The organism is Streptomyces sp. NBC_01006 (assembly GCF_045162725.1).
Lineage (GTDB): Bacteria > Actinomycetota > Actinomycetes > Streptomycetales > Streptomycetaceae > Streptomyces.
Genome location: NZ_CP108700.1, coordinates 7,117,610 through 7,137,114 on the forward strand (window position 1 = coordinate 7,117,610; position 19,505 = coordinate 7,137,114).

Annotated in this window: 22 protein-coding genes; all 22 read right to left on the minus strand. The window is 71.1% G+C overall.

Features of this window, described 5'->3' with window-relative positions; translation table 11 throughout:
* Positions 1 to 39: 39 nt before the first annotated feature.
* Positions 40 to 1,167 (minus strand): DnaB-like helicase N-terminal domain-containing protein, encoded by a 1,128-nt coding sequence (locus OG509_RS32250; protein WP_406186138.1) that lies wholly within the window; start codon positions 1,165 to 1,167, stop codon positions 40 to 42.
* On the minus strand, positions 1,167 to 2,402 hold the full coding sequence (locus OG509_RS32255; protein ID WP_406186139.1) for a DNA cytosine methyltransferase: 1,236 nt from the start codon (positions 2,400 to 2,402) through the stop codon (positions 1,167 to 1,169). The genes OG509_RS32250 and OG509_RS32255 overlap by 1 nt, the downstream gene beginning before the upstream one ends.
* Entirely contained in the window at positions 2,399 to 3,328 is a 930-nt protein-coding gene (locus OG509_RS32260) for a hypothetical protein (RefSeq protein WP_406186140.1), read from the minus strand. The genes OG509_RS32255 and OG509_RS32260 overlap by 4 nt, the downstream gene beginning before the upstream one ends.
* Positions 3,329 to 3,721: 393 nt before the next feature.
* Positions 3,722 to 4,315 carry a hypothetical protein gene (locus tag OG509_RS32265; RefSeq protein WP_406186141.1) on the minus strand — a complete coding sequence of 198 codons (594 nt, stop codon included), beginning with the start codon at positions 4,313 to 4,315 and terminating at the stop codon, positions 3,722 to 3,724.
* Between the two features lie 23 nt (positions 4,316 to 4,338).
* A complete protein-coding gene (locus OG509_RS32270; RefSeq protein ID WP_406186142.1) occupies positions 4,339 to 4,740 on the minus strand; it encodes a hypothetical protein in 402 nt (133 codons plus the stop codon).
* A gap of 256 nt (positions 4,741 to 4,996) precedes the next feature.
* Positions 4,997 to 5,488, minus strand: coding sequence for a hypothetical protein (locus OG509_RS32275; RefSeq protein ID WP_406186143.1), 492 nt, complete (start codon positions 5,486 to 5,488; stop codon positions 4,997 to 4,999).
* A gap of 316 nt (positions 5,489 to 5,804) precedes the next feature.
* Entirely contained in the window at positions 5,805 to 6,680 is an 876-nt protein-coding gene (locus OG509_RS32280) for an alpha/beta fold hydrolase (protein ID WP_406186144.1), read from the minus strand.
* Positions 6,681 to 6,784: 104 nt separating this feature from the next.
* Positions 6,785 to 8,578: a type IV secretory system conjugative DNA transfer family protein gene (locus OG509_RS32285; RefSeq protein ID WP_406186145.1), complete on the minus strand. Its 1,794-nt coding sequence runs from the start codon at positions 8,576 to 8,578 to the stop codon at positions 6,785 to 6,787.
* 53 nt (positions 8,579 to 8,631) lie between these two features.
* Positions 8,632 to 9,222 carry a hypothetical protein gene (locus tag OG509_RS32290; protein WP_406186146.1) on the minus strand — a complete coding sequence of 197 codons (591 nt, stop codon included), beginning with the start codon at positions 9,220 to 9,222 and terminating at the stop codon, positions 8,632 to 8,634.
* 34 nt (positions 9,223 to 9,256) lie between these two features.
* Complete coding sequence (locus tag OG509_RS32295; RefSeq protein ID WP_406186147.1) at positions 9,257 to 10,021, minus strand: DUF317 domain-containing protein; 765 nt, start codon at positions 10,019 to 10,021, stop codon at positions 9,257 to 9,259.
* Between the two features lie 103 nt (positions 10,022 to 10,124).
* The gene (locus tag OG509_RS32300; RefSeq protein ID WP_406186148.1) at positions 10,125 to 10,784 is read right to left on the minus strand and encodes a DUF317 domain-containing protein; all 660 of its coding nucleotides are present in this window, start codon (positions 10,782 to 10,784) and stop codon (positions 10,125 to 10,127) included.
* 161 nt (positions 10,785 to 10,945) lie between these two features.
* Positions 10,946 to 11,290, minus strand: a complete 345-nt coding sequence (locus tag OG509_RS32305) for a hypothetical protein (RefSeq protein ID WP_406186149.1) — start codon at positions 11,288 to 11,290, stop codon at positions 10,946 to 10,948.
* Between the two features lie 36 nt (positions 11,291 to 11,326).
* On the minus strand, positions 11,327 to 12,139 hold the full coding sequence (locus tag OG509_RS32310) for a DUF317 domain-containing protein (protein ID WP_406186150.1): 813 nt from the start codon (positions 12,137 to 12,139) through the stop codon (positions 11,327 to 11,329).
* Entirely contained in the window at positions 12,136 to 12,510 is a 375-nt protein-coding gene (locus OG509_RS32315) for a hypothetical protein (protein ID WP_406186151.1), read from the minus strand. The genes OG509_RS32310 and OG509_RS32315 overlap by 4 nt, the downstream gene beginning before the upstream one ends.
* A 272-nt stretch (positions 12,511 to 12,782) precedes the next feature.
* Positions 12,783 to 13,193, minus strand: a complete 411-nt coding sequence (locus OG509_RS32320) for a hypothetical protein (RefSeq protein WP_406186152.1) — start codon at positions 13,191 to 13,193, stop codon at positions 12,783 to 12,785.
* Between the two features lie 31 nt (positions 13,194 to 13,224).
* Positions 13,225 to 13,974: a hypothetical protein gene (locus OG509_RS32325; RefSeq protein ID WP_406186153.1), complete on the minus strand. Its 750-nt coding sequence runs from the start codon at positions 13,972 to 13,974 to the stop codon at positions 13,225 to 13,227.
* Complete coding sequence (locus tag OG509_RS32330) at positions 13,971 to 14,720, minus strand: hypothetical protein (RefSeq protein WP_406186154.1); 750 nt, start codon at positions 14,718 to 14,720, stop codon at positions 13,971 to 13,973. The genes OG509_RS32325 and OG509_RS32330 overlap by 4 nt, the downstream gene beginning before the upstream one ends.
* A gap of 28 nt (positions 14,721 to 14,748) precedes the next feature.
* Positions 14,749 to 15,459 carry a hypothetical protein gene (locus OG509_RS32335; protein WP_406186155.1) on the minus strand — a complete coding sequence of 237 codons (711 nt, stop codon included), beginning with the start codon at positions 15,457 to 15,459 and terminating at the stop codon, positions 14,749 to 14,751.
* Between the two features lie 55 nt (positions 15,460 to 15,514).
* The gene (locus tag OG509_RS32340) at positions 15,515 to 15,934 is read right to left on the minus strand and encodes a hypothetical protein (RefSeq protein ID WP_406186156.1); all 420 of its coding nucleotides are present in this window, start codon (positions 15,932 to 15,934) and stop codon (positions 15,515 to 15,517) included.
* A gap of 118 nt (positions 15,935 to 16,052) precedes the next feature.
* On the minus strand, positions 16,053 to 17,837 hold the full coding sequence (locus OG509_RS32345; protein ID WP_406186157.1) for an MFS transporter: 1,785 nt from the start codon (positions 17,835 to 17,837) through the stop codon (positions 16,053 to 16,055).
* 162 nt (positions 17,838 to 17,999) lie between these two features.
* Complete coding sequence (locus OG509_RS32350; protein WP_406186158.1) at positions 18,000 to 18,743, minus strand: hypothetical protein; 744 nt, start codon at positions 18,741 to 18,743, stop codon at positions 18,000 to 18,002.
* 308 nt (positions 18,744 to 19,051) lie between these two features.
* The gene (locus tag OG509_RS32355) at positions 19,052 to 19,486 is read right to left on the minus strand and encodes a hypothetical protein (RefSeq protein WP_406186159.1); all 435 of its coding nucleotides are present in this window, start codon (positions 19,484 to 19,486) and stop codon (positions 19,052 to 19,054) included.
* Positions 19,487 to 19,505 lie beyond the last annotated feature (19 nt).

Here is a 19,505-nt window from a genome sequence, read left to right on the forward strand (position 1 = left end):
GGCCGGCGGGTGGCCGGCCGGACCCGGTCAAGGGTGGGGTTATCGGGAGGACCGCGCGGAGGCGGTGCGTGCGGTGGTGCGTGGGGCGGGCGGCCCGGCTCGGGAAGCCGGAGTAGGGCGGGTGCGTGGCGGGCCGGTAGGCGGCGGGCTGGTGGCGTGCTGCCAGCGGACTCGGACCGCGGTGAGGTCGGCGAGCGCGCGGCGACCGCCGGTGATCACCTGGTGCGTGGAGTTCGCCGGATCCTGCGCGTAGGCGCGGATGTGGAGACCGGCAGTGTGAGCGTGGTGGAGGAGGGAGCGGAACAGAATCTGCTCGCCCCAGTGCTCCGGGGGCCCGGCCGGTGCGGCGAGTAGCTCCAGTACGTCCTTCGGGGCGAATGCCTGGGTGAGGAGACCGTGCTGCTGGGCTTCCCAGAGCACGGTCACCGCATCCACAGGTTCGCCCCGGAAGGCCAGGGCGGTCAGGCACCGGTACAGGGCGCCGTGCAGCGGGAGGGCGAAGTCCTCCGGGCGCAGCCAACGCATCGATGGCAGTGCGGCGGGACGGGCGGTGGCTGTCGACAGCAGTAGCTGCTCCTCGCTGGCGACGTCGGGGTCGGCCGCGCGGCTCTGCGGGGGCGGGGGCTGGGTGCGGGGCAGCGAGCCCGGGTGTGAAGGGATGGACGCGGCCAGGTCGTCGAACAGGGAGGCGAGGGCGTCGGCCCGGCGCAGCGTCAGGGCGGCGGGGTCAGGCAGGGACGGGTCGGTGGTTGCTTGGATGAGGAGTTCGGCGTGGACGAGGACGGTGCGGCGGGCATGGTCGGCCCGGACCATCCGTGCGTACGCGGCGGCGTGCGCGGGTTCGGGGCACGCGCTGACCAAGGTGTGGAGGTAGGCAGTGGTCAGTCCGCGGGCGTGGGGGCGGGCGTGGTCGAGGACGGCGGTGATCCACACCGGCTTCTTGGCGTGGAGGGCCGGGGGCGGCGGGGCGAGCGCGGCCATCGCTGCGAACAGCGCGCGGTGCCCGGCGGAGGCGAAGTGTTCCGGGCCGAGCGGGCCGATCGTCTTGATCCGGTAGGGGTCGAGGAGAAGCGCGCCGAGGAGTGCCTGCTCGGCGTGGTGGACGGGCGGGTTCGCAGGGATGTCGTCCAGGCCGAAGTCTGGCTCCGGCAGGCGGTTGTCGGGCATCAGGCCGCCAGGATGAAGTCGGACCGGGTAAGGGTCTTGTCGAGGTGCGGAGCCAGGAGGTGGGCAGCGAGCAGCGGGGGCACTGCGTTGCCGATCTGGGAGAACTGCTGCCCCTTGTTGCCAGCCCACGGATAGTCCGCGGGGAAGGTCTGCAGTGCGCCCGCTTCGGCTGCGGTGATCCGGATGGGGGCGGGAGCCGGGTCTTCCCCGTCGGGAGCGGCGCCTGCAGGCTCGGCGACCCACATGCACTCGTTGGCCCGGTGCCCGAAGAACAGCGTCCCAGCCGGCTCCTGGACCGAACGGATGGTGGCGTTGGCCTGGTTGTTGCTGCGCAGCGACCAGGACCAGTGGTGGGTCCCGCAGGTGCAGGTCGGGGAGCCCGCGCGGGAAGGGCGAGGGCGTGGCCGGTGGGAGGCGGGGAGTGGGCTGGGCGGCTTCCAGGTACCGCGTTCGCGGGCGTCGGTGAGTGTCTTGCGTGCCCCGGACGGGAACGGCTCTGGGCCGCCCCCGGGGCCGCCGCCGGCGCAGACGGTCGGGACGGGCCGGTCTGTGGCGCCCCAGCCGAGGGCTTCGGCCATGGACACCCACTTCTCGCGGCCCGGCCCGAACAACGACTCCGGCTCTGCGGCCTGGGCGTGGGTCGGCAACGGCGGCTCGGCTGTGCGGGTTCGGGAGGCGAGCAGGATCGCCCGCTTCCTCGTTTGGGGTACGCCGTAGTCGGCGGCGTTGAGGATCCCGGTCCAGACGGAGAAGCCCCAGCCCCGAAGGATCACGGCGTATTGCCGCCACAGCGGCAGGACGTCCGGGACCTCCTCCATGGCGATCCACTCCGGCTCGCCCGCCGAGTGCAGGGCATGGAGGTAGCGCATCGGCTCCGCGGCCAGCAGGGATCGGGGGTCCTTGCAGGCGGCCAGTAGCTTTACCCGGGTGTCGCGGCCGTCGGCGAGGTCGGCGACGGCTTGGTGGACCAGCGGCTGGTCCACCAGGCCGAGCCGTTTGCCGGCCATCGACCAGGCCTGGCACGGTGGACTCGCTATGAACCCGTCGGTCCGGCCGACCATGGGCCACACCGGGTACGCCGCCACGTCGGTGCGGATCGTCAACTGGCCTGCGCGTACACGGGTTTTGCAGGCCCACTTGTCCCACTCCAGGCCTACGTCCCGTACGCCGAGCACGGCCAGGGCGTGGCTCCAGCCTCCCGGACCCGCGAACAAGTCGAAGACGTAGCGCCTCACGTCGCCAGCCCGAAGTCGTCCTGCGTCGGCTCGGACTCAGAGCCGGAGCCGCGGCAGGCCCAGGGTGAGCAGCCATTGGCCACTCCCTGTTCCAGCTCTTCCAGATCGGCGTCGGATTCCTGCTGGATGGCCGCCCACTCCGCTGCGGTGACGTGGTCGATCGGCGCTTCGCTCAGGGGTACGCGGGAGCGGTGGAGGAATGCCTGCCCGAGGAGCTGGTTTCCTGTGGCGTTGGCGCGCGCGTTTCCCTTGCGGATTGCGGCGTCGAATGCCACCACGTCCTCCCACTCGGAAGGCGAGGTGTCCCTGATCGTCCTCCACTGCCGGTTACCGTGGAATGGACATCCGAGGCAGCTGGATTTCGGGGTGTCCGCCAGACCGAGCGAGGTCAGATACCGGATGCAATCCGTGCGCGACCAATTCAGATCGATAAGGGGGTGCCGGTTGCGCATGTACTTGACGTCGGCATCCTTGGCCCGATGGAATTCGTCGGTGGAGATGCCGACCCACTGCTCGACGAACACGCCCTTCGGGACGCGGAGAGGGAATGGATAGCCGAGAAGCTCACGCACTGCCTTCTTTATCGGCTTTATCTTATATTCGCCTGTGCATTGGCGTCGAGTCATCCCATTTTTGCCGTCCTTGTTGAGGATATAGAGCGGCATTGAGGCGAATCGGTGATTCGGGTCGAGGGCGTCCTTGCGGATATTTCCGGAGGAGACTCGGACGATGGGGATACCGGCCGGTCTGGCTATCTCGCGCTCCAGCCGGTCGAGGTGCTCGTACACGGCGCGTGGCTCCCAACCGGTGTCGGCGAAAATCGCCGCATCGACCTTCGGGAGAATCCCTTCGGCGGAGAGCGCCAGAAGGGCCGAGGACTGTACGCCGGCCCCCAGGGAGAGCAGGCGGTGGCGGGGGTCTTCCAAGAGGGATTCCAGAGGGTGGTGCGGGCGCCGGAGGGGACGGCGCCGGAGGCGGGGAAGGGAAGGTGCTTGGCGGGGATCAGCGGGGTGCGGGACGTGCCCGGGCTCCCGCTCTGCGCCCGGCCGGCGTCGGCCGGGGAGGGGTGGCCGAGGGGTGGAGAGTCGTGTCCCGCCTCGGTCAGGCGCAGTCGCTGGCCAGCGCGGAGGGTGCCGATGCGGTCCAGCAGGCGAGCTGCAGGGGCTGATGTGCCCTTGGGGCTGTAGGGCGTCACTCTGTGGTCCTGCTCCGCCTGCCAGCCGAAGAGGTGGACGAGCGGGCCGATGACGTCGGTGAGCTTGTCGGCGCCGGCCTCGTACCGGGAGAGACAGGGACGCGGTCCTTGGGAGCGAAGTCGGTTACCGGCGCCCCGGGCTCCGGGGCGTGGGCGGTGCCAGTGCCGGGACGGTGGTGCCCGACGCGTTGGCCAGCCGTTCGGCGAGGGGCCGGCCGGCGACGGTCGCGACAGCGTGTTCCTGCAGTGCCCGGGTGACGATGCCGATGAGTTCGTAGCAGGTGTCGGCACTGTCTTCGAGGTGGTTCGCTGCCTCCAACTGGTGCCCGGCCATCTCGTACTCCTCCGCGGAGTACCGGTCCTCCGTCGGCATGACGTCCTGGCGGGACGGGAGGATCGGGACGTCGCGGTACGGGTTGGTGCTGAGGGCGAGAGCCAGCTCGGCGCCGGCCTGGGCGGTTGAGCCCACGAGCTTGGAAGCCGTCTCCTGGACGGTGGCCCAGCCGAGGACCTCTGCGAACCGGTCCTGGTCAAGTTCCGTCAGCAGGCTGAGCGTTTCGGCCGTCAGGTTGTGTGTCCTCAGGATCAAGGAGGCGATCTTCAGCTGCGCATCGGTACCGAGGGTGTAGTCGAGGTCGATGATTTCGCCGTAGAGCTGACCGAAGGTGGCGGGCAGCTCCCATAGATGGTCAATCGGATCGAAGTCGTCGAGCTGCATACGAAGTTGGGCTCCAGAGGATGTCAGCGGGTGTGGGGCCCGGTGGCCCGGGCTTGTACGGGGATCGGGACCGGTTCGACAGTTGCTGGGCGCGGGCTCGTCGTGGCGGGGATGCCGAGGGCGATGGTGAGGCCGGCGCCGACCGCGTGCAGGTTGTGCTTCGTCATGACGGTGATCGCGACGGTGTCGCTCTCGCTCGTCTCCTTGGGCAGGGCGTAGGTCCCGCCCGCGGGACCGGCCGTGGCGGTCCAGCCGTAGCGGATGAGGACTTCTCGAGCCTGCGGAGATCGGGCGGTGGCGGTGGCCGGTGAGGTGGTCAGGTCGATCCGGACGTCCGGATCGGGCGGGGGCTGGCTCTTCTCGTGGACTTGCGGACTGGTCAGGTCAGCGATGTAGGGGGTGTAGCGCAGCAGGGTCGTGTACACCTGGGCCACGGTGTTCAGGTGGGCGGTGAGGGACGGGCCGGGCGCGGCAGCCGGTAATGGCCGCTGTTGTGATGGCCGTCCGGGGTGAATCCGGCGGCCAGGAGGATGCCGTGGACGGGCGGGAGGTCGGCGGCGACGGCGGCGAGGGTGCCTCCGTCGGCGGTGGTGGCGAAGGTGATGTGGGCGTGGTCGGTGAAGACGGCGGTGCTCCGTGGAGGGCGGTCGGTGGTGGGATTCGTGGTGCGCGGCAGCCGTGTCAGCGTTTTGCGGGGGCGATCACGGCGCCGGTCGGTAGACGTGGCGGGAGTGGTGTGGTGGCGGGTGCCGGCGCCGGGTGACTGAGGTGCGGTCGCGGTTGGGGCATGGGGTTGTTGTGGATGTGCTTGACTTGGTCGAGTCCTGCCGCCGAGGCGTGGGTGAGGCGGGCGGTGTCCGCGAGCCACCGGGCTGTGTCGGCGGGGACGTCGTGGCGTCGGCTGGCCCAGGTGGCTGTGAGGTCGAGGATCTCGGCGAGCTGAGGAAGCTGGACGGCCAGTTGGTGGAGGACGTCGGCTCGCTGCCAGTGGCTGTTGGCTGTATGGGCTGCGTCGAGGAGGGCCGCGAGGGTGGGCGGCTCTTCGACGGGGTCCTTGGGCAGTCCGTAGAGCTCGGCGTGGACCGACCGGGCGACCGTGGTCAGCGGTCCTCCCGAAGAGCGGTCTTTGTAGCTGGACGTGGTCTGCGGGCGGACACGGAAGTTGACGATCACATCCCGTACGGGGACGTCGGTCGCGATGTGGTCCGCCAGGGCGCGGGCGATGTCGTTGACGGTGGGGGTGTCGCGTTCTATCGAGGGCTCCAGAGCGGGGGAGGGGCCAGGACGCGCGGTCTGAGGGCGGCTGGTGCGGACGGGCGTCCGCCCGAGGGTGGCGACGGCGTGGTACCTGTTGCCGGGCTAGCGGCCGGAGGTGAGGTGGGCGGTGGTCCGGGCAGCTTTCGCCACGGGTGTGACGACTGGGCCTCGGGTGGGCGGCCCGGCGTTTCAAGGACTGGGGTCGCCGGGCGGCGTGATGAGCTCCGGGCGGTCACATGCCCCCGGGGTTGCGGGGCGGCGGGTCCGGCAGGGTGACGGCGATGTGCTCGGTGACGAGGAGCGGGTGACGCAGGGGCAGGGCATGGGTCGCTTCCGGCAAAACCTGGAGCTCCGCCTCGGGCAGGCGCTGTGCGAGGCGGCGGGCCTGGTCTGCGGGGATGTGGGCGTCCCGGTCGCCGGCCAGGATCCGGACGCGCTGTCCCAGCGCCCGCAGGGGGTCGAGGTCGTGGTGCTGTTCGGTGAGGTCGTGCCACAGGGTGGCGATATCGGCTGTCGGCAGGGTGTGAAGCCCATGCCGGCAGGGGAGAGGCTGGGCCGGCACGTCCACGGGTGCTGGCGGGCAAAGTGCCCAGCGGCTGGTGGCGGGAAGCAGTCGCCGGAGCGCGTCCAGTAGCCGGGGGGCCCTAGCGCATGCATGCGCCAGGAGATTACGGCTGCTGGTGACAAGCGCGTGTCCGGCGCCGGTTCCGGTACGGGTGCTCAGCCCGGCGTGTGGCGGGGAGATCAGGACGAGGCTTGTGATCCGTGGTGCGAGGTGGGGATGGCGGGCAGCCAGCCGCATGAGTGTCATGGCTCCCATGGAGTGCCCGGCCAGCGCGATGGGCCCGTGTGGTGCGGCGGCGTCGAGAAGGTGTGCGAGATCGTCGGCGAGCTGGTTCAGGGTCAGCGGGGCGCTGCCGCGGGTGGAGTGGCCGTGACCGCGCTGGTCGTAGCGCACGACACGCAGGTTCTGCCGGGCCAGCAGCGGCACATGGCGCCGCCAGAGCGCTGAGGTGACGGAGAGACCGTGGACGAGGACCACGGTCGCGGATCCTTCGTCCGGACCGTCGATGTGCGCCGACACTCTGGCGCCGTCCGGGAGCGCCACGGCCAACGGCCTGGACGTTGCGATGGTGTGGGCATGGGTGACAGGGAAAGTCATCGATCTCCGAGACAGGGGTCGGCTCGCGACGGAGCGGCCGAGGCTGAACGTTAGGCGGCGGTGCCGAAGTCGGACTGGCGTGGTGCGTGCTTGGCCACCGCGCGGGCGGTGATCGCCCCTGACGCGGAGGCAGAGGCCGCGGACAGCTCTTCGGCTCCGGGCTCCATGTACCAGGGCCTCAGGTCGAGCATGGCGGCGCGCATGCCGGTGGCGAAGCAGAGCGCGGTGCCCTTGGGGAGGGCGCGGATCGCATCGGCGGGCAGGATCCGTTCCTGTCGCATGCTGATGCTGGTCGACTTGCCGGAGTCGGAGACGGAGGTGGACTTCGTCTCGACGTCGTGGTCGCCGATCAGCCGGGACAGCTTGTCGGCGAAGTCGGGGTCGTCGATGCCGGAACCGATCACCTTCACGGTGCTCGCGCTCCACATGGCGTCCATGCCCGCGTCCCCCCAGACTTTCTGGCCCTGTCTGTAGGACTGCAGGATGGTGATCGGGATGATCCCGCGGGAGCCGAGGTGGGAGTAGAGGTCGGGGAGGTCGCTGATCTTGCACACGTTGGCGGCCTCGTCGAGGATCGCGAGCATCGGCGGGTCCAGGCGCCCGCCGGTGCGTTCGGCCTGGGCGGTCGCGGCCCGCATCACGGAGTCCGCGCACGCCGCGATCAGCGCACTGGCTCCGCCGCCGCCGTCCTTCGACAGGAGGTACAGGGTGTCCTTGCTGGTGACGAAGTCGGCGGGCTTGAACTCGGGGATGTCCTTCTGGGGGGTGACCCACGCGGCGATCTCGCTGTTCAAGAGGGCCGACGCGTACTGCCTCGCGGTCTCGTAGATTCCGTCCCTCGTTTCGGGAGGTCCTTCCACGGTTCCCTTGAGCTGGGCGGCGACGGCCGAGTATCCGTGATCGCGGAGGATGTCGAGGGGCCTGCGATCGGCGGGGAAGGCCAGCCACTGCATGACGTCCGTGATGGGCCGCTCGTCGAGGGCGGCGGCCAGGAACAGCTGACTGAGGATGTTACTGCCGGCCTTGGACCAGAAGTCGCCCTGCTGGGAGGCGTCCACGCTCGCGGCGAGGAAGTGGCTGGCCAACCGCCCTGCTCCGTCTAGGGACTTGGCGGAAGCGAGGGGGTTCCACCACATTTCGCGGGCCGAGTGGGCGATCTGCTGCGGATCCATGCTCCATGTCCGGCCGACGGCGGAACGCGCGTCGATCGTGGCCGTGAAGGCGTCGCCCGCGGCCTTGTTGGAGGTGAGCAGCACCGGACCGGGGGCGGCGAGGATCGCAGGGATGGCCAGGCAGGTCGTCTTGCCGGATCGGGGAGCCATGATCGCGACAGCGACATCCTCGTATCCCATGCGGACTTCGTGGCGGCTGCCCTGCAGGTTGCCGAGGAGGACACCGGTGTCCTTGGCCTCGATCGTCTTCGCGTCCTTCAGGCTGGGCCGCAGGGAGCGGGCCTTGGCGGTGATGGCCTTGGCGAGCAGCGGCTCGATGTCCTTCTGCTTGGCCATCCCGGCGATACGCTTCTTCTTTCCGCGGGCTCCCTGGTGCCGGGACCACCACAGGTAGCCGGACAGGGTGAGGGCCAGCAGGAGCACGGCGGGCAGGATCCGGGTGCCGATGAGCAGCGCGGTTTCGTCGGCACCCGGCCACAGGCGGTCGGGGTGGAGGAGGGCGTCGGCCGGCTGGTAGGGGGCCCAGGGGCCGCTGTTGGTGGCCCAGGCGATCGCGTTCCCGCCGAGCCAGGCGAGGGTGGACAGGGGAAGGGCAACGGCGATGGCGCCGAGGAGGGCCTTGAAGGCTATGTCGTAGCCGTCGGAGTTCGAGTTCGGGGAAGGGGAGGGCAAGAGGGCGGTTCCAGGGGGCAGGCGGGAGCCGTCGGCTCAGCGGGGGAGGGTGGCTACCGGCGGGCAGGGGCTGTGGCTGCCTGGCCGGGGAGTGCCGGAGCGGGCGTGGGTGCGAGGGTCGTCAGGCCGGGCCGGCGTTGCTTCACCGTTGTATGGATGTCGAGGACGGCCCGGCCGTGCAGGGCCCATTCGTCCAGGTAGTGCCAGGCTTCGGCGTTCCGCTCGGCGAGCGGCTCGTCGTACTCCTCGACCCCGGGCCGCGCGGACGGCGGCAGAGTGTCGCGCACGTCGAGCCACTCGCCCTGCAGGGTGGTGATGTGGTCCAGGGCGGTGTGCAGGGTGGCGATCTGCCAGGCCCAGCGGGGCTGGATGCTGCGGCCCGGCAGCTTCTGAAGCTGGACCTCGGCGGTGGCCAGCAGTCCCTTGGCGCCGTAGCGGACCCGGTTGAAGGTCCGCCAGGTTTCGGCGTCCCGCTGGGACTGCCGAAGGCCGTAGGCGGTCTCGTCGTGGGGCCATCCGTCGAGGTCGGTGTGCTCGTCGGAATAGGCGTCCCAGGCGGCAAGGATGCGTTCGGCCTCGTTCAGGTACAGGGCGAGCTGTCGCAGGCGCAGTTCGTGTGTGGCGTGGGGAGCGGGTGTCGTCACAGGGGCCTTGGGGTGGAGGTGTTCGTGGCCGGCACTATCGGGTGGGCCTGGCCGGAGAGGTGGTACGCGGGGGAGCGGGCGGAACCGATGGGCTGGTGCTGAGGTCTGGTTTGGGGCGGTGGCGGCGGGCGTGGGCCAGTCGTGCGGTGTGTGCTGCCGCTGTCTTCGGGCCGAGGGGCTCCTCCTGTTCTTGCTTGAGGGGGAGGCCGTAGGGGATCTCGAAGCGCCCGCGCAGGACCGGTTCCGGGTAGGCCAGGGCGGTAGCGAATGCGGTGACCAGGTGGGAAGGCGTGTTGTCGTCCAGGCTCGCGCGCCAGAGGAATCCCGGTCGGTCCAGGTTGTGCCGGTCGACCGCCTCGATCGCCCAGCCGAGCGTTCCCGCGACGGGGGAGATCTGCCACTCCATCGACACGGCCTTGTCCGGCGACGTCGCCGATTCGGAGCCGCCCGACTGTCGGTGGTAGCTCCAGCCGTGGGAGGTGAGCAGCTCCATGGGGCCGCGCAGGTGTTCCGGGGGCGGCTGGACGAGGGCGTCCGTGAGGCCGGCGATGATCTCCACGGGGGTGGTGCCGCTGAACTCGGCCGACCAGTGGGCGGGGCCGTGCGGGCTGCGGATGCGCCACCAGGGCCGGTACGGACGCCCTGGCTTTGGGGCGAGGGTGAGCTGGAGGGAGTAGTCGGGGTTGTGGAGGGCGACCGTCGGGTGGAGCGGGTCGGACGCCGTGTGCCAGCCGGCGGCCCGAAGAGCGTGGGTAACGTGGCGCGGGTCGCCGGGACCTGCGAGGTGACGGGGGCTCACCGCGGAGCCGAGGTGATCGTGGTCTTCGGCGAACTGGGCCAGATGCCGGTCGGGGATGGACAGGGGGGCGGCTCCTTGAGGGACCGTTTGGGTCGGGCGCGGGTCAGCGGCGCCGCCCGGCGGTGACGGGCGCCGCCGGGGTCGTGCTGGTGACGGGCTGGGTTGCGAGGGCGGTGCGTCGTTGGCGGACGGCGGTGGCCCGGGCGCGGGCCAGGCGCGCGGCGTGTTCCTTCGCGAGCTCGTCCCCCTGGCGGCCGTGGGCTTCTTGGGTGACGAGGCTGCTGTGCGGGACATCGAACTCGGCCCGTGCGACGGGAGCGGGGTCGACCAGCGCGGTCGCGAACGCGGCGACGAGATGGGGAGCGTTGCCCAGATAGGCCTCCCACACCGTTTCCTGCCCGCCCAGGCCGGTGGGGAGGAGCGCGGCGGCGGTCCAGTTCGCGTTCCAGCCGTTCGCCGGGTTCCGTCGGCGTAGTTGCATGATGCCGTCCGGGTGTTCGGCGATCTCATCGCCGCGCTCGTCCCGTACGTGGGTCCAGCCGCGTGCGGTGAGGATGGGCCACACGTCGGGGGTCGTGTCGGGTGCCGGGCTGAGGAGGGCGTCGGTGAATCCGGCGAGGATCTCCACGGGGGTGTTGCCGCCGAACTGGGCGTACCAGTTCTCGTCGTCGCCGGTGCAGCTGATCCGCCACCACTTGGAGTACGACTCGTTCTCGGGCTCCAAGGCCAGCGCGTAGCGCTGGTCGGGGCTGGCGAGGATCACGTGCGGGTAGTCCGGGTCGGAGTGGTTGGACCAGCCGGCTGCCCGCAGTGCCTGGGTGATGTGGCGGGGGTCGCCGCGGCCGGCGAGGTGACGGGGGCTGGTCTCGAACCAGATCTTGCTGTGCGGCTCGTCGGCGCGGGTGGAGATGAAGGGACGGGGGTTCAGGATGCCTCTGAGGCGGAGACGGTGGCGCGGCGCAAGTCACGGACCTCCCAGTGCAGGGTGTGCCACTGCATGATCTCGGTGGCCGCCTCCCGCAGGGTGGTCACGACCGAGTTGATGTCACTGCTGTGCGGCTGGGTGTTGGTGGCGATGGCTCGGGCGGCGGCGCGCAGGGCGTCGGACAGCAGCATCGGGACGCCGTCGTCCTCGTCGAGGAGGGGTGCCAGCAGCGGCAGGACGTCGGCGGTGGGCGGCTCGGTCCGCAGGTAGTCCACGAGCTGGGCGAGGGTGTCGGTGGCCTGTTCGATCTGGTCCGGGGTGGGGGCGGTGACGGGGGTGGTCAAGTGGTACCTCGGTCTTCGTGGTGTGGGCGGGGCGGGTCAGCGGCGGGCTTTGCTTCCGCCGGCGGCTGTGTAGGGGCCGGCGGTCGGGGTGTGCTGGCGGGGGCGGGCCGCGGTCCAGGAGTTGCGGGCCCAGGTGGCGGCGCGGGCGGCGGTGATTCGGGCCTGCTGCCAGCGCCCGAGCTCGGAGGGGAGTACGGAAACGGACGTGGTGCGGATCCACTTCGTGGCGGGTACGTGGCCGCGCGGGCGCATCACCGGGGTCGGGTCGGCGAGCGCGGCCGAGAATCCCTGGATGAGGTGCATCGGCGTGGTGGGGGTGAAGACGGCGTCCCAGCTTCTGCCGTGCTCGGTGCGCGCGCCGGCCCACCAGTGCGCCTGGTCAGGGGAGTCCTGGTGGTACTGCAGCCAGGCGTTGCCGTCCGGGGCGACAGCGGTGAAGTGCTCCTGCACCCGTGTGGTCTCCCAGCCGTGTTCCTGCAGCGGCGCCCACACGTTGGGTGCGTGGGCGGAGCGTGGCTTGGTGAGCGTGTCGGTGAACCCCGCGACGACCTCGATCGGTACGGCCGTGGTGAACGTGGCGTGCCAGGCGGGCTGCTGGCCGACGGCCTGCCCTGAGACGCTCCAACCGCCGGGCATGGCCGCCGGGTCGTAGCCGACGCGGACCGTCCTGTCGGGACTGTCGAAGACCATCGGGCCGCCGGAGCGGGAGAGGTCCTTCCACCCGGAGGCGCGCAGGTACTCGGCGACGTAGCGCAGGTCGCCTCCGCCGGCCAGGTGCCGGGGCTCGACGAGGTAGTGCTGCTGGGGCTGGTCGGCGTTCGGGCCCCAGCCTGTCCAGGTCTTCTTCATCGGTGCCTCCGTGCGACGAGAGCCGAGGCCACTGGGGGAATCGGGGCGACTGCCGGGGCCTGGGAGAGCCGGTGGAGGTCCTCTGCGTGGTCGTCGAGGTCGAGGCCGATGTTGTTCAGCTCGTTCGCGGCGCGGCCGAGGGCGAGCCACACTTCGGGCGGCAGGACTCCGGCGGTCGCCCGGTCCTGGGCGAAGCGGGATCCGGTGGCCATCAAGGTGGTCAGCCGACCGAGGACCCCCTCTTCGGGATCGAGGACCTGGCCCAGTATTCGGGCGGCTTGCCGGGGCGGAGCTATGGTCAGGTGCTCGTTGAGCAGCGTGATCTGCTGCGCGATGTGACGGGTCAGTGCTTCGGGGTCGTAGACGGTCATGCTCCTCCGCGGCGGTCGGGGCCGGTGGCTCTGCGCCGGGACTCGTCCAGGGACCCGAACGGGCCGGTGGCGAGCGGGTGGTGCCGGTCGGCTGAGCCAGCGGTTACAGCGCGGAGGTAGCGGCGCAGGAGGAAGACGGCCAGGCGCGGGCGTCGGGCGGGAGAGATCGGCGGCGGGCTGTGGGGGGTCTGCGGGATTGTGGTGCTCCGGGTCGGTTGGCGGCCGTCCCCCGGCCCGGAGATGGGCCGGGGACGGCGTGGTGGAGGAAAGGGTCAGCGAGACCGCGACGGGGATCCGGTCGGCCCCGGCGGAGCCGCAGCTGGAGGCTCGGCACCCTTGGTCTTGGCCTGCCGGGCGCGGTGCTCGGCCATCGCCTGCGCCCATGCGGTCACGTCGTACACGTCCTGGTCGTAGTTGACCTTGTAGTCGGCGATGAGCAGTGGAAGCATCGAGCGGGTGACCAGCTGCTTTTGGGCCTTCTCGCTCAAACCCTCCGGGGTCTGGTGCCAGACGTAGACGGGGCCGGCGGTCTCTTCCGTCTTGCGTTCCAGGCCGAGGCTGTCGAGTAGGTCCAGGAGCTCTTCGGGGGCGTCGCTGCGGGTGACGACGTGGATGGTGTCGGGGGTGAGGGCGCGGCGGTAGATCTCGACGTCGGTGCCGGATTCATCGGCCAGATTTCCCACGGGCAACTCCTCGCGATGGGTGGTGGGTGGATCAGCGGGTCGGAGATGCGACGGCCGGAACTGGCGGGCGCGCGGGCAGCGCTATGGGAGCCGGGACCGGTCGGGCGGGACGCATGGTGACCCCGACGCCGATATGGGCCAGTCGCTGGGAGACGGCCTGGACACGGGCGATCTGTTCGCGATCGCCGTAGGACGCCGGCAGCAGGAACTGCCGGTGATAGGGGTGGTACTGGAACCCGGCGCCGTACAGGACCGCGGTGGCTTCGCGTACTCCGGTGACGGCGCCCACGGCCCCGTCCGGATGCCAGGCCATGCTCACCATCCCGGTAACCAAGGTGGGTGCGGCCCGGCGCGGGGGCGGGTTGGCCGTGTTGCGCTGGACCTGCCGCAGCGCTTGGTCGTAGCGGGGCAGCAGCCGACGGGTGACCTGGGCGGCTGCGCGTACCGGGTCGGAGGGGATCGTGATCCCGTTGGGCTCGGCCACCTCGTGGAAGGCATCGTGGGGGGTGTCCGGTTCCAGGGCGCCGATCATGAACTGGGCGGGGTACCGGGGGCGGTCGAAGAGCAGCAGGCGGGCTCCGTCGGAGCGGCCAAGGACGGCCTGGTGGCCGAGGACGAAGTTGGAGGCGGCGTAGCCGACGGCTCCGGCATCCCACACCGTCGATGTGGTGCCGATCTGGTCGTGGTAGGCGGCGTGACGGGTGTAGGTGCTGGTCCAGGTACCGGGCAGGCGGGCGGCGAGAGCTTCGGCGAAGGCGGCGAGGTCGCCGCGAGCACTCACCGCGAGCGGACCGTGCGGGCTGAGGCCTGCGGGGTGGCGCCGACTGGCATGGTGCCTGGTGAGGCCCGGTGCGGTGCGTGGCGCAGGACGACGCCAATGCCGATCGCGGCCAGCCGGGTTCCGGCCGCTCGTACGGACTGGACCTGCTGGGCGGTGTCGTCGCCGGAGAGGACGTACGACGTGCTCTCGGGGTCGTGGACGAATCCGTTGCCGACGAGGACCTCGGCCACGTCCCGCTCCTCGGTGGTGGCGCTGAGGTCTCCGGTGTCCGTCCAGGTCAGCACCAGAGTGTCTGCGCCGGCAGGGCGGCGGTTGATACGGGCGGCGTTGTCCTGGACCTGGGCGAGGGCGCTCTCATAGCGGGGCAGGAGGCTGGTGGTGATGGCTTCGGTGGCCTGCTCGGGGTCGGCGGATATTGCGATGCCGTCCGGCTCTCGGACGCCACGGAAGGCTTCGGTATGGGTGTTGGCGGGGGCCATGGAGGCGACGAGGAACTCCTCGTCGTGCCGGGGGTGGTCCATGAGGAACAGGCGGAGGCCGTCGTCGCGGGTCAGGATGACGTCGTGCTCGAGGGTGCGGCTGGCGAGGGCTTCGGCGACCTGGTTCATGTCCCAGATGTCGGAGGTGAGGAAGTGTTGGTCGTCGTGGGCGGTGTGCTGGCGGAACTCTCTGGTCCAGGCGCCGGGCAGCAGCTGGGTGAGGATCGCGGCGAAGGAATCGAGCTCTTCGGGGTCGTGGTCGGGCATGGGTTCCTCGGGCGGGGGTCGGGGCGGGTCAGCGGCGGCGGCCGGCCGGGGCAGGCGGCGCGGCAGCCGGTGCGCTGGGAGTGGTGGGGACGCGGGCGGGCGCGGGGCACGGGCAGGAAGCCGACTTCTCGCGTTCGTCGCCGGCGACTTCCTGGGGGCAGGGGCTGCGGTGGGGGTGTGCAGCCTGCCGGTCGGCGAGATCGTTTCGGACGTGCCGCAGGTCGGAGGTGATGACGTGGAGCCGTTCGTCGGCCAGGTAGTGCAGCCGGGAGGCTGTGTGCGGGTCTGCGGGATGCCCGAGGTCGTGCAGGAAGTCGGCGGTGGCGGCAAGGACTTCGGCGAGGGCCGGGAGGATGCCGTCCTGGGTGGCGGTCAGTTCCGTCAGGGCGTCGCTGACCTCTTCGGTGGCCTCCGCCTCCCGGATCCGGGTCGCGAGCTTTGCGACCTGGGCGCCGAGGGTGAGGTAGTGCGGTTCGCGTCGCTCGGTGGCGAACGCGGGGTCTGCGCCAAGGTCGTAGCCGACGGCTTGCAGGCGGGCCACGGCGCGGGTGGCGAGGCGGGATTCCTCAGCCTGGTCGAGGCCGGTGGGCAGGCGGTGGTACGTCTCGTGGAGGCGGACGACGGGTACGAAGCCGGTGCGCTGGAGGACGCTGTGGGCTTCTGGGTCCCCTCCGTGGGCGAGGACTTCGCCAGAGTGCGGATCGCGCCGAATAGTCAGGACACGGTGGTCAAGGGCCAAGAAGAGAATGCTTTCTGCAGAGGTGGGCCGGTCAGCGGGTCCGGGCGGCGCGGGATCACCGGCTGCCAGCCCGGCCGTCGGCGACGTGAAGGAGCTGGTTCAATTCGGTGATCGAGTACCAGCCGACGTCGACGGGCTTGAGCCCGGAGAACTTCGGCACCAGGTAGTCCTGCAGGGCCCGCTGGTAGATCAGGCAGTCAGGGCAGTGCTTGGAGAGGTGGACGAGGTAACGGGGGTGGCCGGTGATGAAGCTGCGGGCGCCGCCATCCGGGTTCCGCAGGCGCCACCCGTCCTCGTCGGTCGGGGTGTGCCACGACGGGGTGACCACCGTCATGACATCGCCCCACAGGATGCCGTCGTCCACACCCTTGATCACGACGATCCGGTCGCCGGGGGCGAAGTGCTCGTGGGTGATGTCCCGCTTGGGAGTGATCGCATCGGCGGGTATGAAAGCGGCACGGGCGGCGTCGGGCACGGGGGTGGTCCTTCCACGGGAAACCGCAGGTTGCGGCGGGCGGGGTATTTCAATGGTCTGGAAAATCCCCGGTTTGGCTGACCGGGGATCGTCGGCTATACATGTCCGCCCGCCCCGACTACCGGAACGGGTTCTCCGTCCCGCGGTCGTTCGCCGTGGCCGCGTCCAGCAGCTCGGGAAGGTCGGTGCCGTCGGCGTCACGCTGGTCGATCCACCACCCGGCTCGGGTGACCGTGCGGATCTTCTCCTCCAGCGCGGACCAGTCCGCCTCATCCCAAGTGCCCTCGGTGACCAGGGCGGTGTACGCGGTGGTCGCCAGCTGGAAGCGGGAACGCTCACCCCACGCCAGAGCCCGCTCTGGGCCCTCCAGCGGCGGCATCTCGAACTGCTCCGCCCAGGCGAGCGCAGCCTGCTGCTCCTCGGCGCGCTTCACGGCGAGCCACTCTTCCTTCGCGGCGCTGTCGGAGTCGCGGGCGGCCTTCCAGCAGTCGGTGCAGTCCCGCCCGCCGAGCCAGCGGGCGAACCCGGCCCGCTTGTCCGCGGGACGGTCGGACAGGTCGTGCGTGATCTCGTGTCCACAGCTGTGGACGATCTGCCATTCGGTTCGTACGGCCATGCGGGTATCTCCTTCGAGTAGAGGGGAGTTGACGTGGTGCTTCTGATGGGGTCGGGGACGCCGGTGGCGGCCTGGGCGACGCCCGGGGCCGAGCTTGCGGCGGGCGAGGGTGAGGATGATCAGCGCGGTGGAGGCGCCGGCTGCGGGGAGCGCCGCGAGCACGTAGGGGCGCTCTGCGAGGGCTCCGGCGAGTGCGGTTCCCGCGGCCTGGCCGGTGCCGACGGACAGGATCAGCCAGGCGTACGCCTCGGTGGTGCGGGAGGCCGGGGCGAGGGCATCCACGGTGTGGAAGCCGTTGGTGATGATCAGGGTGAGGAACAGCCCCGGGATCACCGTGAGGGCGATGGCGGTGCGGGGCCCGGGCTGGACCAGCAGGGGTACCCAGCCGAGGAGGAACAGGGCGCTGGTGGTGATGAGCTGGGTGGTGGTCGTGCCGGGCCACGCACGGCGGGCGTAGACGAGGCCTCCCAGGAAGCTGCCGGTGGAGAAGGCGGCCGGAAGCACTCCGGAGAGCATGGCCAGCCCGTGCTTGCTGGCCATGCCCGCGGCCCACACGTTCATCGCACCGAGCGCGAACCCCGTCCCCGCCAACGCGGTGAACAGAAGGACCAGGCCGGCGCTCATCAGCCGCCCGCTTCCCGCCGCCCCGTCGGCGGCGGCCGGCCGCCAGGTCCGCGACGGGGCGGCGGTCAGCACCACCACCGTGCCTACAAGCCCGAGGGCGGCGGTCGCGGTCAGGGCGGTGTCGGGCCCGTACGCGGTCGCCAACCACGAGGCGAGCAGAGGGCCCGCGATGTAGAGGAGTCCCTGCGATCCGGTGTCGAGGGCTTGGACGACCCGGCGCCGACCGAGGTCGCGCAAGACAGTCGGCCAAAGCGCCCGAAGTCCTGCCTCCAGCGGCGGTGTGACCAGACCCGCGAGCCCCACCACCGCAGTCACCGCCGCGGGATGCCCGCCTGCCCCGATCCAAGGGAGCGCGGCCAAACAGCTGGAGTTCAGCAGCACTGCGGGGGCCGACACGCGCGTCTGGCCGTACCGGTCCATCAGCCTGCCCTTGACCGGCTGGGACAGCCCGGATGCCAGCCCGTACAGCGCTGCTAGCAGTCCGGCGAAGGCGAGCGACCCCCCGCCACCGGTGATCCATAGGACGAGTCCGACGGGAACCATGCCGTTGGGCAGGCGCCCGGTCAGGGTGCCGCCGAGCAGGCGGACAACGTGACGGCTGCCCAGTACGGCGCCGTATGTGGCGGGCGTCGGAGTGGTGGTCGGGTGATCGGCCAGGGTCAACAGGGCAGGGCTTTCCGTCAGAGGGCGTGCGGTGGGTGGGGCCGGGCTGATCGCTATCGGCGGTGCGCGGACGCGGCGGCGGCAGGTGGCCCGGCGGCCACGGGCGTGGTGCGCACCGCCGGCGAGCGGGGCGCGGGCAGGTGGCGGCTCCAGGCGGGTGACTTATCTGAGGCTGGGGGAGGCGGCGACCTGTACGGGCGGGGAGGGGAGAGCGCGCGGCGCTGCTGTCGCGCGGGCCACGCTGAGGGCGCTCTGGGTGGGTGCCGCCCGGCCTGCGGCGCGGGCCAGCTCGACGAGCCCGTCTCCTTCGGTCAGCCACAGCGCGAGCGGATCGACGCTCGGGACCTCCCGCGCCGCCCCCGGGTCTTCGCTGGCCGGGCCCGGCTGGCCGAACGTGGCGTCCATCCGTTCCAGGAACGCTTTCTCGTGCGCGTTGAACGGGTGGGCGTCGTTGGTGCGCAGGGCGGCGATGATGTGCGGTGCGATGGCGGCGAAGCGGGCGAAGGCGCCGGCCAGTTCCTGCTGGGGAGGGTCCTGGACAGTTCCGGGCTCGAACGCCTCGTGCGCCCAGGCCAGATCGTCGCCCAGGTGGTTCAACTGCACCTGGAAGACGGCCCGGTGGTAGTCGGCCAGCAGGGCGGAGCTGACACTGCGGGCGGCGGGAACGGCCGCCGGGTGCACGGTGATGCTGGTGGGCGGCGTGACCGTCTCGTCGAGATACATGTCCTTCGGGGCGATCACGCCGACGTGGTACAGGTCGTGGCGGGGGGCATGGACGACGGCCAGCTCGATTCCGCTCTCGCTCCGCAGGATTGCCGCAGACGGCACCCGGTACATCTCCAGGGTGTGGAGGAGGGGGCCGGTGCCCCACAGGCAGGCGGCGAGGTCCTCCTGCCACACTGCCATCGAGTAGTTCTCGACCTGCACCCTCCACCGGCCGGGCAGGTGCTCGCTGAGGTCTTGGGCGAAGTCGCCGATATAGCGCCGGTCCGTTGTGGTGACTGTGGCCTGGCAGGCCCGCGCGGTCTCTGCGAGAGCGGTCAGGGCCCGGCGGGCGCGGTCCGTGTCGGTCAGGGGCGTGACGTAGTTACCGTCGCCGTCCTTCTCGAATCCTGCGAGCTGGAGGGCGGTTCGGGCCCAGCGGTAGTTGTCGCCGGAGACGAGGGCGGCGATGCCGTGGTGTCGGCTGGTGAACAGGGTGATCTCGGACGACGTCAGGTGGGGCCTCCCTCGTCGCGGCAGAAGGGAGCCGGGGAGGGCTCGGACGGATCCGGCGAGGTGTCGTAGGTGCTGGTCAGCAGTTCGATGCCGAGCTGGAAGAGCGTGCGGTCGGCGATGTCGAGGAGGTCGCTCGTGCGGTCGTAGCGGGTGGCGAGCTGGGGGTGGCCCTGCTCCCGGCAGCGGGTGCCGGCGGCGCGCAGCAGGTTCCGCAGGGCGATCAGCCCGGCGTCCTCGCCTCCTGCCGCCAGCTCGGTCAGAGCATGGACCTCGGCGGGCGTCGAGGCCTGGGACATGGCCTCGGTGCACGCGCGCAGCGGGGCGGCGGGATCGACGGGGACCGGGAGCCCGCGCAGGAAACCGGCGGCCTCCCGGCGGGCCCGGAGGCGCAGTTCGCTGCTGCCGGGCTGGTCGTGGACGGTGCGGGTCATGGGGCTGGCGGGTCCTTCT

What these genes read in the sequence shown, in the direction of transcription:
- OG509_RS32250 (WP_406186138.1), bottom strand. Translation starts at nt 1,167, where the DNA reads ATGCCCGACAACCGCCTGCCGGAGCCAGACTTCGGCCTGGACGACATC.
- OG509_RS32265 (WP_406186141.1), bottom strand. Translation starts at nt 4,315, where the DNA reads ATGCAGCTCGACGACTTCGATCCGATTGACCATCTATGGGAGCTGCCC.
- OG509_RS32310 (WP_406186150.1), bottom strand. Translation starts at nt 12,139, where the DNA reads ATGAAGAAGACCTGGACAGGCTGGGGCCCGAACGCCGACCAGCCCCAG.
- OG509_RS32315 (WP_406186151.1), bottom strand. Translation starts at nt 12,510, where the DNA reads ATGACCGTCTACGACCCCGAAGCACTGACCCGTCACATCGCGCAGCAG.
- OG509_RS32330 (WP_406186154.1), bottom strand. Translation starts at nt 14,720, where the DNA reads ATGCCCGACCACGACCCCGAAGAGCTCGATTCCTTCGCCGCGATCCTC.
- OG509_RS32350 (WP_406186158.1), bottom strand. Translation starts at nt 18,743, where the DNA reads ATGGCAGTGTGGCAGGAGGACCTCGCCGCCTGCCTGTGGGGCACCGGC.
- OG509_RS32355 (WP_406186159.1), bottom strand. Translation starts at nt 19,486, where the DNA reads ATGACCCGCACCGTCCACGACCAGCCCGGCAGCAGCGAACTGCGCCTC.